The 15,408-nt window shown below is 65.5% G+C and carries 9 protein-coding genes; 8 read left to right on the forward strand and 1 reads right to left on the reverse strand.

What is annotated here, in order from left to right:
- Positions 1 to 25 precede the first annotated feature (25 nt).
- Positions 26 to 3,811 (reverse strand): DUF748 domain-containing protein, encoded by a 3,786-nt coding sequence (locus tag AzCIB_RS10735; protein ID WP_050415891.1) that lies wholly within the window; start codon positions 3,809 to 3,811, stop codon positions 26 to 28.
- 300 nt (positions 3,812 to 4,111) lie between these two features.
- Here AzCIB_RS10735 and AzCIB_RS10740 point away from each other — a divergent pair, with 300 nt between their 5' ends.
- From AzCIB_RS10740 to narJ, 8 genes are all read left to right on the forward strand, one after another.
- On the forward strand, positions 4,112 to 4,555 hold the full coding sequence (locus tag AzCIB_RS10740; RefSeq protein WP_050415892.1) for a hemerythrin domain-containing protein: 444 nt from the start codon (positions 4,112 to 4,114) through the stop codon (positions 4,553 to 4,555).
- A complete protein-coding gene (locus AzCIB_RS10745) occupies positions 4,555 to 4,770 on the forward strand; it encodes a DUF2249 domain-containing protein (protein WP_050415893.1) in 216 nt (71 codons plus the stop codon). Before AzCIB_RS10740 ends, AzCIB_RS10745 begins: the two co-directional genes overlap by 1 nt.
- A complete protein-coding gene (locus AzCIB_RS10750) occupies positions 4,767 to 6,029 on the forward strand; it encodes a GumC domain-containing protein (protein WP_050415894.1) in 1,263 nt (420 codons plus the stop codon). Before AzCIB_RS10745 ends, AzCIB_RS10750 begins: the two co-directional genes overlap by 4 nt.
- A 290-nt stretch (positions 6,030 to 6,319) precedes the next feature.
- Positions 6,320 to 7,573, forward strand: coding sequence for an MFS transporter (locus AzCIB_RS10755; RefSeq protein WP_050415895.1), 1,254 nt, complete (start codon positions 6,320 to 6,322; stop codon positions 7,571 to 7,573).
- 38 nt (positions 7,574 to 7,611) lie between these two features.
- Complete coding sequence (locus AzCIB_RS10760) at positions 7,612 to 9,309, forward strand: MFS transporter (RefSeq protein WP_198149664.1); 1,698 nt, start codon at positions 7,612 to 7,614, stop codon at positions 9,307 to 9,309.
- Positions 9,310 to 9,366: 57 nt separating this feature from the next.
- Positions 9,367 to 13,122 carry a nitrate reductase subunit alpha gene (locus AzCIB_RS10765; protein ID WP_050415896.1) on the forward strand — a complete coding sequence of 1,252 codons (3,756 nt, stop codon included), beginning with the start codon at positions 9,367 to 9,369 and terminating at the stop codon, positions 13,120 to 13,122.
- A gap of 172 nt (positions 13,123 to 13,294) precedes the next feature.
- Positions 13,295 to 14,845 carry a nitrate reductase subunit beta gene (gene narH / locus AzCIB_RS10770; RefSeq protein ID WP_050415897.1) on the forward strand — a complete coding sequence of 517 codons (1,551 nt, stop codon included), beginning with the start codon at positions 13,295 to 13,297 and terminating at the stop codon, positions 14,843 to 14,845.
- Positions 14,846 to 14,856: 11 nt separating this feature from the next.
- On the forward strand, positions 14,857 to 15,399 hold the full coding sequence (gene narJ, locus AzCIB_RS10775; RefSeq protein WP_050415898.1) for a nitrate reductase molybdenum cofactor assembly chaperone: 543 nt from the start codon (positions 14,857 to 14,859) through the stop codon (positions 15,397 to 15,399).
- Positions 15,400 to 15,408 lie beyond the last annotated feature (9 nt).

A 15,408-nucleotide genomic window follows, 5' to 3' on the forward strand; every position in this document is an offset into this window, starting at 1 on the left:
AACACGCACGGGTGCCGCAGCCCCGTCACTTCAGCGAGAACATCGCGCGCCGCGCGGCGCCCTCCTCACCCGCCTTGTCGCCGTCCGGCGCCTCGACCTTCGGGCTGAGCAGGAAGACCCGCTCGGCGGCAACCTTGCCGCCCTCGAGCAGCTTGTCCTTGACGACCTGACCGCGCTGCAGCGCGAGCTGACGCAGAGCCTCGTCGTCCACTTTGGTGTTGGCGAGGATAAGCGCTTCCATTTCCTCCACCGGCAGGTCCTTGAGCAGGCCGATCGCGTTACGCGGACGCTTGAAGTCGGCGTCGCGATAGACCTTCCTGAGCCAGGTTGCGTACTCCTCCTGCGTCAGCGTCAGCTCGTCGAGCGACGGCGCCTCCTCGCCCTTGCGCACCATTTCCTTGAGCTTCGCCGCCTTGACGCTACGCTCCATCTGCACGCGGCGGACGCCATCCGGATCGGTGGCGGGGTCGGCGTAGGCGGTGATTTCCATCTTCAGGGCCGGTCGGTCGGCCAGGGCGCGCGCGAGCGTCGCGACCTTCTCGGTGGTTGCCGTGTCGAGGCTGGCGCGACCGGGCGCGAATTCGATGTAGGACAGCTCCTCGCCGCCGCCGAACATCGAGCCGAGCAGCGCGAACGGTGCCGTCAGCGCTTTGCCGATCAGGTTGATGATGGCCTTGAAGACGATGCCGGCGACGCTGAATTCGGGGTCGTCGAGCGAACCGCCAATGGGCATGTTGAGGTCGATTTCGCCGCGGCCGTTCTTCAACAGCGACACCGCGAGCTGCACCGGCAGGTCCAGCGCCGTGGGACTGTCGACCTTGTCGCCGAAGGTGAGCTGATCGAGGAACACACGGTTGGTCGCGGTGAGCTTGCGATCCTCGATCTTGTAATGCAGATCGGCCGACAGCTTGCCCTTCTGGATGCCGTAGCCGACGTACCGGCCGGAATACGCGGAGATGGCGGTGAGTTCGAAATCCTTCACCGACGCGGTGATGTCGAGATAGCGGTCCTGCCGGAAGGGGTTGAGCTGGCCGGCGACGGTGACGGGAGCGGCATTGTCGACCTTGCCGCGCAGGTCGAGCTTGGCGATGGTCGACGGGTCCGACGACAGCCCGACGAGCTCGCCCTCCATGCCGGTGAGATTGGCATCGTAGTTCGGGCGGATGAAGCGGTCGCTGAACTCGATATTGCCCTGCTTGATCGCGATCTTGCCGATGGAAATCGGCGGAGGCGGCTCGCTGGGCGGCGCGACCGTCGCTTCGGCCTTTCCGGATGCTGCCGGCCCCTGAGCGGGCGGCGCTTCGCCTGCTGCCGGCGCGGTGGCGGATTGCCCGCCTTCGGGCGTGTCGCGATGACGGATCTCGCGCAGGTTGAGCCGGCCCTTTTCGTCGAGGATCAGGCGGGTGTAGAAGTCGTTCAGGGAGATCTCGTTGACGGCGACTGCGAGCGGCGCGAGGCGGAAGTCGATGCCGGTGACGGCGAGTTTCTTCCATCGCAGGAAATCCGCTGCATGCGCCTTGTCGATGGACGCGAAGTTGTCGACACCGACATCGCCGCGGAAGCTCGCCTTGAGGCTGCCGTCCCGCGCAGGCTCGAAGGCCAGCTTGCCGCGCGTGCTGAGGTTGCCGCGCGAGATGGCGATATTGAGCTGTTCGACGACGTAGGGCTGCAGTGGGAGGAGGTCGACGGCCTTCAGGTCGAGGCTGAGGTCGCCCTTGAGCGGTTCCATGCCGACGACGCCCTTCACACCCACGCTACCGCGCTTATTGACGCGCGCCGCGAGGTCGAGTTTCATCGTCGAGCCCTTCACCGTGCTGATGCCTTCCGCGCCGAGCTTGATCGCATCGGCGAGCAGCACGATGGGCGAGCCCTGGGTGCGGTCCTCGAAGCGCGCCGACCAGTCGTCGAGCGCGAGCTTGTTCACGGTCACGGCCCAAGGCTTGGCCGCCCCGTCGTCGGCGGACTGCGGTTTGCCGCCCTTCGGCGGCTTCGCAATCTTGGCAGGCTTTGCCGCGGCTGCGGCGTTGTCCGGCTTCTGCTCGCCGACGAGGCCGAGGACGTCGAGCTTGCCCTGTTTGTCCCTGACCGCAGCGAAGGCGGCACCGCTCGATTCGACGCTGCCGACGCTCACCGCGCGGTCGGCCGGCACGACCTTGACGTCGTTGACGGCGAAACGCGCGAGCTTCGCGACGGGCTGCTTCTGCCCCTTGAGCGCGAGTTCAAATTCGCGCAGCACGAACGCTTCGGCAAGCAGGTCGATGTGCGGCTCGTCGCCGGCCATCGTCACTTTGTATTGCACGGTCGCGTCGGCGCGGCCGCCACGGACGTCGCCACCCGGAAGCTGCGCGGCGTAGTACGGCAGGTAGCGCGAGATGAGGAAGTTCTCGGCGGCGACGCGCCCCTCCACCTCGAGCGGGCTGAGACGCACGCGGTCGCGGTGGCTGCTCTTTTCGCCGGCATCGGTGGCGAAGTCGAGCGCGAGTTCCGCAACGGCGTCCGGCGCGGTGCTGACGTTGCGAGCCTCGAACTGCAGGTCCTTGATCTCGGTGCGGAAAGGCTCACCGCCGCTATCCGGCCCGCCCGCGGCGCGGTCTTCGACGCGGATGGTCGCGCCGATGATCTTCGCGTTGTCGAGGGTGAACAGCAGCGGCTCGGGAGCAGCCGGTGCTGCCGCAGGGGGCGCGGGAGGTGTTGCGTTCGGCGGATTGCCCGCCACCTGACCGGCGCCCGCCGCAGGAGCGGGTGCGGCGGGCTTGTCCGCTGACGGCGGCGGCAGGATCTCCTGGAAATTCAGGCGTCCGTTGGCCAGGCGCACGACGTTCACGGTTGGCTGCCCGATTTCGAGGCGGTCGAAATGGAACTTGCGTGCGAGGGGCTGCACGTCGACGAGGCCGAGCGAAAGCGTGGGGATGCCGAGCAGCGGGGCGCCATTCGCGTCCTGCAGCGTGATCGAGGCGAAATCGACCGAACCTTTCAGCACAACCTTCGGCGTTTCGTCGGCGGCCTGCGAAAAGGCGAGCTCGAGATCGGTCGATACGCGACCTTCGGGCAGGCGGATTGCCGACTTGAAAGGCAGGTAGGCGGTGTAAGGCGTGAAGTCGAAGCCGTCGAGCTTGAGCTCGAGGATGGTGTCGCGGTCGTTCGCGAACGGCCGGGTGCGTCCGACGAGCTGCAGCGGACGCCCGTTGATGTGCGCAGAGACGACCGGCTCGATGAAGAGCTCGATCTTGACCGGCAGATTGGAGACGAAGGGCATGCCGATGGTGAGGTCGGTGATCTCGTTCTTGACCCCGACCAGCCGGTCCTCGACGTACACCGCACCATCGACGAGCTGGATGTTGTTGAGCGAGAACAGCGCCGGCTTGTCGTCCTCCGATTTCGGACGCGCGGCAAGCCGCTCCTGCACGTCGCTCCAGCTGTGGCGGGTTTCGTCGAGACGCACGAAATTGACGCGCGGCGCCTCGAGGCGTATCTCGCGCAGCACGGGTGCACCGCGGAAGATCGACTCGCCTTCGAGGTTCGCATACAGCGAGCGGAACGAGAACGCGCCGGGCTGCCCGTCTGCCTCGGCGATGTCGAGACCCGTTGCGGTGACGGTCAGCGCGAACGGGTTGATGTCGATGTCCTGGATGGTGATCTGGCGCCCAAGCGCGTCGGATGCGATCTTCTGCCCGAAATGGCGCACCAGCGGCGGTGCCGCCAGGAAGCCGAGCACGGCGATCGCGAGGACAGTGCCAACCGCCCACTTCGCCAGACGCTTCAGCCGGGCGGGATCGAATCGCGAACTGCGAGCCTGTGCCTCAACGGACATTCACTGCCTCCAAGAAAATTCCATATGACCGGGCCAGCCGTTCGGCCCATGACATCAATCTAGCAGGCTGCTGCACGGGTGTGAATCACGGCCGCGCCATTCCTCGATCTTGAGCCGCTTGGTTGTTGCCGGCATGGCAAAAAATGTTTCCGGATTTCATCGGCATCGCATTGGTCGCACCGGCGGCCGAACCGGCTCACCGCGGCGAATTGATTGGATACACGAACGGTTTGACACGCATCAAGGATCACCCTGCTGGAATTGGGAGAATTCATCCACCCACACAGGAGACCCGCAACCATGAGCCAGATCACTTCCCTGATGACCGACGACCACCGCCACTGCGACGAGTCCTTTGCCCGGGCCGAAACGGCCGTGGCCAAGGGCAAGTGGGACGAGGCGAGCGCGGCCCTGACGCAGTTCGCGAGCGAGCTGGAGGGGCATTTCGATGCCGAGGAATCCCTCCTGTTCCCGAAGTTCGAGGCCGCCACCGGGATGACCGAAGGCCCGACGAAGGTGATGCGCGGCGAGCATGCGGAGATGCGCAGCGCGCTCACCCGCATGCGCGACGCACTCACCAACAAGGACAAGGACGATTACGCCGGCGAGGCGGAGACGCTGCTGATCCTGATGCAGCAACACAACATGAAGGAAGAGAATATCCTTTATCCCATGTGCGACTCGCACCTGTCCGGCACGGACGTCGCGAACGGGTTGAGCGAGCGCCTGCACGCGAGGGCCTGATGAAGAAAACTGTAGACGCGCGCGGTCTGGAACCACCGCAGCCTTTCGAACTGGTGATGGATGCACTGGCGGATCTGCCGAAAGGCGAGAGCCTGTTGCTGCTGCTCGACCGCATGCCCCATCCGCTGTTCCGCATCCTGGACCGCGACGGCTACAAGCACGAAAGCCGCATCCGCGACGACGGCGTCGTCGAGATCGACATCCTGAATCCATGATTCCTGACGGACAGACCCTCAGCTACGACGCGGCGCCGGCCTTCTCGACGCCGCTGCGTTTCTTCATCACCGCCCCGCTCTTCGGCGCCGCGGCCGGAGCGGCCCTGCTGGCCGCGCCGGAACTGCTGGATTCGCGGTGGACGCCCGGTGCGCTGGCAGTGACGCACCTGGTGGCCGTCGGGTTCATGTTGACGGTGATGCTGGGGGCGCTGTTCCAGGTCTTGCCAGTGGTCGCGGGGGCGGTGATTCCGCGCTCGGGACCGGTCGCGACGGTCGTCCATCTGGCGATGACGATCGGCGCGCTGTGTCTGGCGTGGGGGCTGGGCAGCGGCTCGCATGCGTTTCTGATGCCGGCAACGGTATTGATCGGGGGAGGACTAGCGCTCTTCGTCGTAGCGGCCTTCCTCGGGCTGCGGCGGGTTCCCGTTGCGCAGGCGACGCCGCGCGACCTGCGCATCGCGCTGCTCGGCTTCTCGGTTGCCGTCGCGCTGGGTATCACACTGGCGCTGGCGCTCGGCGGCCGACTCGATCTGCCGCTGCTGACGGTGCTGAAGCTGCATATCGGCTGGGCCCTGCTGGGCGGGGCCGGCGTCCTGCTCGCGGCGGCGAGCTGGGTCGTCGTGCCGATGTTCCAGATCACGCCGAACTACCCGACGGCCCTCACGCGCTTCTGGGCGATGGGGACGGGTGCGGTACTGCTGGTGTGGAGCGCGGCCGTGTATGGCGAACTGGGCTCCGCGGAATTCGCGCTGTCGGCCGTGCTCGCGGCGCTATGCGCGCTGTTCGCGGTGCACACGCTGAAGCTGCAGCGGCAATCGCGGCGCTCGGTGCCGGACATGACGACGCGGGCCTTCCAGATCGGGATGGGGAGTTTCATCGCGGGACTCGCCTGCGTGCTCGTCGCACAGCAGTCGGAACACCAGGCCTGGCCCCTTCTCGCCGGGATACTGATCCTGCACGGTGGCTTTGTAAGTGTGATCGTCGGCATGCTGTACAAGATCATCCCGTTCCTGGCGTGGCTGCACCTCACCCAGGATGTCGGCAAGGCGCCGAACATGAAGAAGCTGCAACCGGACGCGCCGATTCGGCGTCATCTGGCCCTGCACGCCGTCGCGCTCGCAGTCCTGCTGGTGGCGGCGTCCGTCGGCAATGCGTGGCTGATCCGGCTCGCCGGACTGCTCGTCGTCGCCGAGTTCGCCTTCCTCTTCGCGAACATCGTCAAGGTGCTCGGCAACTATCGCCGGGCGCACGCGGGCTGAGCTTTGCTCCCTCCCCTTCAAGGGGCGGGTTGGGGTGGGGATGGGTTAATCAGCCGTCGCAGAAACCCATCCCCCTCCTAGCCTCCCCCTTGAAGGGGGAGGAACAAGGTGCCCCAGCGGACTACATAGATTTATTTTGATTGCCACGGACTAGTTCCGAAGAACTAGTCCCGCCGACGCGCGACTAGTACTTCAACCCCTGCTTTCGGCGAATGTTCGCCGGCAGTTGCGGGGCATAACCTTGCTTCCAGCATGGAGCGCAGTGCGCTCCGCCCTGGAGGATGAGGAAGATGGCCTCGCAACGCCGCAAGCAGTTCTCCGTTTTGGTGATGAGCACGACCGCATTCACGATGTGTTTTGCGGCATGGATGCTCTTCGCCGTGATCGGGATTCCGATCAAGGCCCAGCTGGGCCTGAATGAAACCCAGTTCGGCCTGCTCGCGGCGACGCCCGTGCTGACCGGCGCGCTGGTGCGCCTGCCGCTGGGCATGCTGACCGACAAGCTGGGCGGCCGCTTGGTGTTCTTCGCGCTGATGGTGGCGACGGTCGTGCCGATCTGGCTGATCAGCCAGGCGACGGCGTACTGGCATTTCCTGCTCGCGGGGCTCTTCGTCGGCCTCGCAGGCGGCTCGTTCTCGGTCGGCATCGCCTACTGCGCGCGCTGGTTCGAGCGCAAGAACCAGGGCTTCGCGATGGGCGTGTTCGGCGCCGGCAACTCGGGCGCGGCGGTGACCAAGCTGGTCGCGCCGGTGCTGGTGGTGGCCTTTGGCTGGGAATTCGTTCCCAAGGTTTTCGCGGTGGCGATGCTGGCGATCGCCATCGCGTTCTGGCTGTTCACCTACGAAGACCCCGAGCACCGCGTGTCGTCGAACGTGAAGTTCGCCGACCAGCTGCGCGTGCTGAAGAATCCGCGCGTGTGGAAGTACTGCCAGTACTACTCGATCGTCTTCGGCGGCTACGTGGCGCTGGCGCTGTGGATGACCAAGTACTACGTCACCGAGTTCGGCCTGGGCCTCGAGACGGCGGCCCTGCTCGCGGCCTGTTTCTCGCTGCCGGGCGGCGTGCTGCGTGCGGTGGGCGGCTGGTTCTCGGACCGCTTCGGCGCGCACAAGGTGACCTGGTGGGTGATGTGGGTGTCGTGGGTGTGCCTGTTCCTGCTGTCCTATCCGCACACCGAATTCACGGTGATGACCGTGGCCGGCCCGAAGACCTTCGCGATCCACCACAACGTCTGGTTCTTCACGGCGCTGATGTTCACCGTCGGCGTCGCCTGGGCCTTCGGCAAGGCCTCGGTGTTCAAGTACATCTCGGACGAATTCCCGCACGAGATCGGGGCGGTGTCCGGGATCGTCGGCCTCGTCGGCGGCCTCGGCGGCTTCCTGCTGCCGATCATGTTCGGCGCCCTGCTCGACCTGACCGGCGTGCGCTCCAGCGCCTTCATGCTGCTCTACGGCGTGACCTGGGTGTCGCTGATCTGGATGTACTGGACCGAGGTGCGGCGCACCGACGTGATGCACGGCGGCGCGGCGGCTACCGCGAAGTGATTCCGATAACGACACGAAATCCTGAAACAGGAGGAACCATGGCCACTGAAAAACTCCGCCCGATACCGCCGGTCCCGGGCCCCGTTCCCGCCGGCGTGGGCGCAGGCGACCGGGCACGCGGCGTCGATATCGCCGACTGGCGTCCCGAGGACGAGACCTTCTGGGCGCGCGAAGGCAAGCGCGTCGCCAACCGCAACCTGTGGATCTCCATCCCCAGCCTGCTGTGCGGCTTCGCCGTGTGGCTGATGTGGGGAATCATCACGGTGCAAATGGCGAACGCGGGCTTCCCGTTCACGCCTGACCAGCTGTTCTCGATCGCCGCGATCTCGGGCCTCTCGGGTGCCACGCTGCGCATCCCGGCGTCCTTCTTCATCCGCATCTGCGGGGGGCGCAACACGGTGTGGCTGACCACCGCGCTGCTGATGATTCCGGCCATCGGCACCGGCCTCGCGCTGCAGGACAAGGGCACGCCGCTGTGGGTGTTCCAGCTGATGGCGCTGCTGTCGGGCATCGGCGGCGGCAACTTCGCCTGTTCGATGGCAAACATCAGCACCTTCTTCCCGAAGCGCCTGCAGGGCACGGCGCTCGGCCTGAACGCGGGCCTGGGCAACTTCGGCGTCACGACCTCGCAGTTGCTGATTCCGGCCGTGATGACGCTGGGGCTGTTCGGCGCGCTGGGCGGCGATGCGATACCGCTGACGAAGGATTCCGCGACGCTGATCGGCAAGATCGCGGCGGGCACCCCGACCTACGTGCAGAACGCGGGCTTCATCTGGTTGCTGCTGCTGGTGCCGCTCGCCGTGATCGGCTGGTTCGGCCTCAACAACCTGCGCACCGTGTCGCCCAATATCGGTTCCACCGGCGCGGCGATGGGCAAGGTGCTGACGCTCTACGCCGTGGCGCTGGTGGTGTCGGGCATCGGTCTCTATCTCTACCTGCCGGCGCCGAGCGGCCTCGGCCTGCTGTCGGGCAACGGCATGTGGGCGGTGCCGCCGCTGGTGACGATCGGCACGCTGTTCGGGATGAAGGCGATCGCGACGAGTGACGTGAAAGCGAATCTCGACAAGCAGTTCGCGATCTTCCGCAACAAGCACACATGGTCGATGACGGCGCTGTACCTCGTGACCTTCGGCTCCTTCATCGGCTTCTCGATGGCGCTGCCGCTGTCGATCACGGTGATCTTCGGCAACACGCACGTGTTCGATCCGGCGACCAGCGCCTGGGTGCATGCGAAGAACCCCAACGCGCCCTCGGCGCTGATGTTCGCGTGGATCGGTCCCTTCGTCGGCGCGCTGATCCGCCCGGTCGGCGGCTGGATCTCCGACAAGCTCGGCGGCTCGATCGTCACGCAGTGGATCTCCTTCGTGCTCGTCGCCACCTCCGCGGTGACCGGCTACGTGATGCACCTCGCCTACCAGTCGGCGACGCCGGAGCAGTACTTCCTGGTGTTCATGCTGCTCTTCATCGTGCTGTTCGCCGCCTCCGGCATCGGCAACGGCTCGACCTTCCGCACCGTGGGCTTCGTCTTCGACCAGGACCAGCGCGGCCCGGTGCTGGGCTGGACCTCGGCGATCGGCGGCTATGGCTCGTTCATCGCCCCGGTCGTCATCGGCCAGCAGATCAAGGCCGGCACGCCCGAAAACGCCATGTACGGCTTCGCGGTGTTCTACGGGCTGTGCGTGCTCATCAACTGGTGGTTCTACCTGCGCAAGAACGCATACATCCGCAACCCCTAACCCCATCCCTTCCAGAAAAACGACCGAAACGCAAAGCAGGATTCACAGGAGCAAGCAATGAGTCATTTTCTCGACCGCCTGAAATTCTTCGACAAGGTGAAGGACACCTTCGCCGGCGGCCACGGCATCGTCACCAACGAGGACCGTAGCTGGGAAGACGCCTACCGCAACCGCTGGCGCCACGACAAGGTCGTGCGCTCGACGCACGGCGTCAATTGCACGGGCGGCTGTTCGTGGAAGATCTTCGTCAAGAACGGCCTGGTGTCGTTCGAGATGCAGCAGACCGACTATCCGCGCACCCGCGAGGACCTGCCGAACCATGAACCGCGCGGCTGCCAGCGCGGCGCGTCGTTCTCGTGGTACCTGTACTCGCCGCACCGCATCAAGCACCCGATGATCCGCGGGCGCCTGCTCGAGCTGTACCGCGCCGAGCGCAAGACCGGCAAGGATCCGGTCGAGGCGTGGGCGGCGATCCAGGCCGACAGCACCAAGCGCGACAAGTACGTGACGGTGCGCGGCCTCGGCGGCTTCGTGCGCACGGACTGGCAGGAAGTGAACGAGATCATCGCCGCGGCGAACATCTACACGATCAAGAAGTGGGGTCCGGACCGCATCTACGGCTTCTCGCCGATCCCGGCGATGTCGATGATCTCGTACGCGGCCGGCGCGCGCTACCTGTCCCTGATTGGCGCGGCCTGCGGTTCCTTCTACGACTGGTACTGCGACCTGCCCGCGGCGAGCCCGCAGACCTGGGGCGAGCAGACCGACGTGCCGGAGGCGGCCGACTGGTACAACTCGACCTACCTCATCATCACCGGCGCGAACCTGCCGATGACGCGCACGCCGGATGCGCACTTCGCGACCGAAGTCCGCTACAAGGGCGCGAAGATCGTGTCGATGGCGCCGGACTACGCGGAATACGTGAAGTTCGCCGACCTGTGGATGCCGGTCAAGCAGGGCACGGACGCGGCGGCCTTCCTCGCGATGGGCCACGTGGCGCTGAAGGAATACTTCATCGACCGTCAGGAGCCCTACTTCCAGGAGTACGCGCGCAAGTACACCGACCTGCCGATGCAGGTGATCCTGCGTTCGCACGACGGCGCCTTCGTGCCCGACCGCAATCTGCGCGCATCGGACTTCGACGACCTGCTGGGCGAGACGAACAACCCCGACTGGAAGACCATCGTCGTCGACGCACGCACGAACGCCTACGTCGCCCCGAACGGCTCGGTGGGATTCCGCTGGGGCGAGGAGGGCAAGTGGAACCTGCTGCCGAAGAACGCCGCGAACCAGGAGGAGATCGAGGCCGAACTGTCGTGCATCGACCGGCGCGACGACGTCGCATCGGTCGGCTTCCCGCACTTCCAGCCGGGCGAGCCGGGCCTGCTGTACCGCAACGTGCCGGTGAGGAAGCTGACGCTGGCCTCCGGCGAGACCGTCTTCGTCACCTCGGTGTTCGACCTGCAGGTCGCGCAATACGGCATCGACCGTGGTCTCGGCGGCGAGAACGTCGCCAAGTCCTATGACGACGCCAGCGTCGCCTACACCCCGGCGTGGGCGGCCAAGGTCACCGGCGTGAAGGCCGCCGACATCGAGCGCACCGGCCGCGAGTTCGCCGACAACGCGTCGAAGACGCGCGGCAAGTCGATGATCATCATGGGCGCGGCGATCAACCACTGGTACCACAACGACATGCAGTACCGGTCGATCATGAACCTGCTGCACATGTGCGGCTGCGTCGGCCAGAGCGGCGGCGGCTGGGCGCACTACGTGGGCCAGGAAAAGCTGCGTCCGCAAGCCGGCTGGGCGCCGATCGCGTTCGCGACCGACTGGCAGCGCCCGCCGCGCCACCAGAATTCGACCTCGTACTGGTACTTCCACACCGACCAGTGGCGCTACGAGACCATCGACGCCGACGAACTGCTGCAGCCGGCCGCGAAGGGCAAGTACAAGGGCTACAAGCTCGCCGACTACAACGTCGCCGCGACGCGCATGGGCTGGCTGCCGTCGGCGCCGCACTTCAACCGCAACCCGCTGGAACTGGTCGCCGAGGCCGAGAAGGCCGGCGCGACCGATGAAGCCGGCATCGCGAAGTACATCGTCGACGAGCTGAAGTCGGGCAAGCTCGACGTCGCCTTCGCCGACCCGGACGCCGAGGAGAACTGGCCGCGCAACCTGTTCGTGTGGCGCGCGAACCTGATCGGCACGTCCGCCAAGGGTCACGAGTACTTCCTCAAGCACCTGCTGGGCGCGCAGAACGGCGTGCTGCAGGAAGGCGGCGACGGCCGCGGCACGAAGGAAGTGAAGTGGCACGAGGAAGCGCCCGTCGGCAAGCTGGATCTGATGGTGGACATCAACTTCCGCCTGAACTCGACCGGCGCCTACTCCGACATCATCCTGCCGACGGCGACGTGGTACGAGAAGAACGACCTCAACACCACCGACATGCACCCCTTCATCCACCCGCTGTCGGAAGCCGTGACGCCGGGCTGGGAATCGAAGTCGGACTGGCAGATCTTCCGCACGATCGCGAAGACCTTCTCGGATCTCGCCGAGAAGCATCTCGGCGTCGCCAAGGACGTCGTCGCGCTGCCGATGCAGCACGACTCGCCGTTCGAGCTCGCGCAGCCGCTCGGCCAGGTGCGCGACTGGAAGAAGGGCGAGTGCGAGCCGGTGCCGGGCAAGACCATGCCGCTGCTGAAGGTCGTCGAGCGCAACTTCGCCGACACCTACAAGAAGTACATCGCGCTCGGCCCGCTGATGACCAAGCTCGGCAACAACGTCAAGGGCCTGGACTGGAACACCGAGCAGGAGTACGACGAGCTCAAGAAGTGCAACTACACGGTGCAGATCCCCGGCGTCTCCTTCGGCATGCCCTCACTGGAAGAGGACATCTCGGTGTGCGACGCGGTGATGCGCATGGCGCCCGAGACCAACGGTGAAGTCGCGCACAAGTCGTGGTCGGCCCTGTCGAAGAAGACCGGCATCGACCACCACCACCTGTACGCCGGCCGTCACGAGGACAAGATCACCTTCCGCGACATCCAGGCCCAGCCGCGCAAGATCATCACCGCGCCCACCTGGTCCGGGATCGAGTCGGAGACGGTGAGCTACACCGCGGGCTACACCAACATCCACGAGCACATCCCGTTCCGCACGCTCACGGGCCGGGCCCACTTCTACCAGGATCACGAGTGGTTCCTCGACTTCGGCGAGGGTTTCTGCGCCTACCGTCCGCCGATCGACATGAAGGCACAGAACCTGATCCCGGACTCGGTACGCAGGAAGCCGCACCTGACGCTGTCGTGGATCACGCCGCACTCCAAGTGGGGCATCCACTCCAGCTACCAGGACAACCTGCGCATGCTGTCGCTGTTCCGTGGCGGCCCCTACGTGTGGGTGTCCGAGGACGATGCGAAAGAGATCGGCCTCAAGGACAACGACTGGATCGAGGCGATCAACGCCAACGGCGCGACGATGGCCCGCGCGGTGGTGTCGCAGCGTGTGCCGCGCGGCGTCGCGCTGATGTACCACGCCCAGGAGAAGACGGTGAACGTCCCGGGCTCGCCTTCCACGGGCAAGCGCGGCGGCATCCTGAACTCCGTGACGCGCGTGATCGTGAAGCCGACGAACATGGTCGGCGGCTATGCGCAGCTCGCGTACAGCTTCAACTACTACGGCACGGTGGGTTGCCAGCGTGACGAGATGGTGGTGCTGCACAAGATCGAGGATCAGGACATCGACTGGCTGGAGCGGCCACTGACGGCCGAGCGCGAGCAGCAGAGGAATCCAGTGGGTATTGGAGCGAAGTAAGGGATCGCTCTCCCTCCCCTTCAAGGGGAGGGCCGGGGTGGGGATGGGTGGACTCCGAAGCGCCAATTGGAAACCCATCCCCATCCTGTCCTTCCCCTTGAAGGGGAAGGGACCTGCTAACAAATGCCATCTCTTCCTCTACGGAAGGGGAATCGAGATTTAGGAGAAACACATGAAAATCCGCGCGCAATTCGCGATGGTGTTCAACCTCGACAAATGCATCGGTTGCCACACCTGCTCGGTGACCTGCAAGAACGTCTGGTCGAACCGCAAGGGCATCGAGTACGCCTGGTTCAACAACGTCGAGTCCAAACCCGGCGTCGGCTATCCGAAGAACTGGGAAAACCAGGAGAAGTGGAAAGGCGGCTGGGAAAAGGTCAACGGCAAGCTGGAGCTGAAGGCCGGCGGCAAGCTGAAGAAGATCGTGCAGATCTTCGCCAACCCCAACATGCCCGAAATCGACGACTACTACGAGCCCTTCACCTACGACTACGCCCGCCTGCACAACGCGCCGCTGTCGGAAGCCGCGCCGACCGCGCGTCCGGTGTCGCAGATCACCGGCGAGAAGATGGACAAGATCACCTGGGGCCCGAACTGGGAGGACGACCTCGCCGGCGAATTCGCCGCGCGCTCGCAGGACCCCAACTTCGCGAACATGCAGAAGGAGATGTACAAGCAGTTCGAGAACACCTTCCACCTCTACCTGCCGCGCATCTGCAACCACTGCATCAACCCCGCCTGCGTCGCCTCCTGCCCGTCGGGCGCGATGTACAAGCGCGAGGAAGACGGCATCGTGCTCGCCGACCAGGACCGCTGCCGCGGCTGGCGCATGTGCATCTCGGGCTGCCCGTACAAGAAGGTGTTCTTCAACTGGGAGTCGTCCAAGGCCGAGAAGTGCATCGGCTGCTACCCGCGCGTCGAATCCGGCCTGCCGACCGTCTGTTCCGAGTCCTGCGTCGGCCGCATCCGCTACAACGGCATCATTCTCTATGACGCCGACAAGCTGCTGGACGCTGCCTCGACCGACAACGAGCAGGACCTCTACAAGGCCCATCTGGACCTCTTCGTCGATCCCTACGACCCCGCGATCATCGCCCAGGCGCTGAAGGACGGCGTGCCGCAGAGCTGGATCGACGCCGCGCAGAAGTCGCCGATCTACAAGATGGCCGTCGAGTGGAAGATCGCCTTCCCGCTGCACCCCGAGTTCCGCACCCTGCCGATGATCTGGTACGTGCCGCCGCTCTCCCCGGTGCAGTCGCAGATCGACCAGAAGAAGCTGCCGACCGAATCCGACGGCGTGATCCCGAAGGCCGAAGCGATGCGCCTGCCGGTGCAGTACCTCGCGAACCTGCTCACCGCGGGCAAGACCGAGTACATCACCAGCGCGCTCAACCGCCTGCTCGCGATGCGCTCGTACATGCGCTCGATCCATGTCGAGGGCACGCCGGACCTCGGACCGCTCAACCGCGCCGGCATCACCGAGCAGATCGCCAAGGACATGTACCGCTACCTCGCGATTGCCAACTACGAGGACCGCTTCGTCGTGCCGACCGCGCACGAAGAGATCCGCCTCGACGACTACCACGGCTTCCAGGGCCAGAACGGCTTCACCTTCGGCGCGGACAACTCCAAGGGCTACGGCACCTTCGCCCTCTTCCCCGAGCGCCGCACGGAATCGGCCGAACCCCGCGAACCGGCCCCCCTCGCCGGCCCGCGCGATTGAAGGAGAACACGATGAAAATCTTCCGTTTGTTGTCCGCCCTGCTCGACTACCCGAGCGACGGCTTCCTCGACGCCCTGCGCGAACTTGCCGCCAAGGACCCGTACGCCTTCGTCGAGTCGCTCGACGAGGAAGTCGCCCTCAGCGCCGAGGAATACCGCAGCGTCGCCGACTTCATCACGATGCTGCTCGCGTCGGATCCGCTCGAACTGCAGGGCGCCTACGTGCAGTGCTTCGACCTCACCGCCGAGCACAGCCTGCACCTGACGCACCACATCTTCGGCGAAGAGAAGACGCGCGGCCCCGCGCTGATCGACCTCGGCGAGTTCTACCGCAGCTACGGCCTGCAGGCCGACGAGAAGGAACTGCCGGACTACCTGCCGGTGATGCTGGAGTTCTGCTCGACGCTGAGCATCGGCGAAGCCTGGATCTTCCTCGGCGACGTCGCGAAGGTGCTCAAAGTGCTCGCCGACAACCTGGAAAAGTCCGCCAGCCCGTACGCGCCGCTGGTCCGGATCGTGGAAAAACAGGGCAGCCTGACGCGCCTGGCTGCCTGAGGAGACGAC

Origin of the sequence: Azoarcus sp. CIB (assembly GCF_001190925.1) — a bacterium.
Lineage (GTDB): Bacteria > Pseudomonadota > Gammaproteobacteria > Burkholderiales > Rhodocyclaceae > Aromatoleum.

What these genes read in the sequence shown, in the direction of transcription:
- AzCIB_RS10735 (WP_050415891.1), bottom strand. Translation starts at nt 3,811, where the DNA reads ATGTCCGTTGAGGCACAGGCTCGCAGTTCGCGATTCGATCCCGCCCGG.
- AzCIB_RS10740 (WP_050415892.1), top strand. Translation starts at nt 4,112, where the DNA reads ATGAGCCAGATCACTTCCCTGATGACCGACGACCACCGCCACTGCGAC.
- AzCIB_RS10745 (WP_050415893.1), top strand. Translation starts at nt 4,555, where the DNA reads ATGAAGAAAACTGTAGACGCGCGCGGTCTGGAACCACCGCAGCCTTTC.
- AzCIB_RS10750 (WP_050415894.1), top strand. Translation starts at nt 4,767, where the DNA reads ATGATTCCTGACGGACAGACCCTCAGCTACGACGCGGCGCCGGCCTTC.
- AzCIB_RS10755 (WP_050415895.1), top strand. Translation starts at nt 6,320, where the DNA reads ATGGCCTCGCAACGCCGCAAGCAGTTCTCCGTTTTGGTGATGAGCACG.
- AzCIB_RS10760 (WP_198149664.1), top strand. Translation starts at nt 7,612, where the DNA reads ATGGCCACTGAAAAACTCCGCCCGATACCGCCGGTCCCGGGCCCCGTT.
- AzCIB_RS10765 (WP_050415896.1), top strand. Translation starts at nt 9,367, where the DNA reads ATGAGTCATTTTCTCGACCGCCTGAAATTCTTCGACAAGGTGAAGGAC.
- narH (WP_050415897.1), top strand. Translation starts at nt 13,295, where the DNA reads ATGAAAATCCGCGCGCAATTCGCGATGGTGTTCAACCTCGACAAATGC.
- narJ (WP_050415898.1), top strand. Translation starts at nt 14,857, where the DNA reads ATGAAAATCTTCCGTTTGTTGTCCGCCCTGCTCGACTACCCGAGCGAC.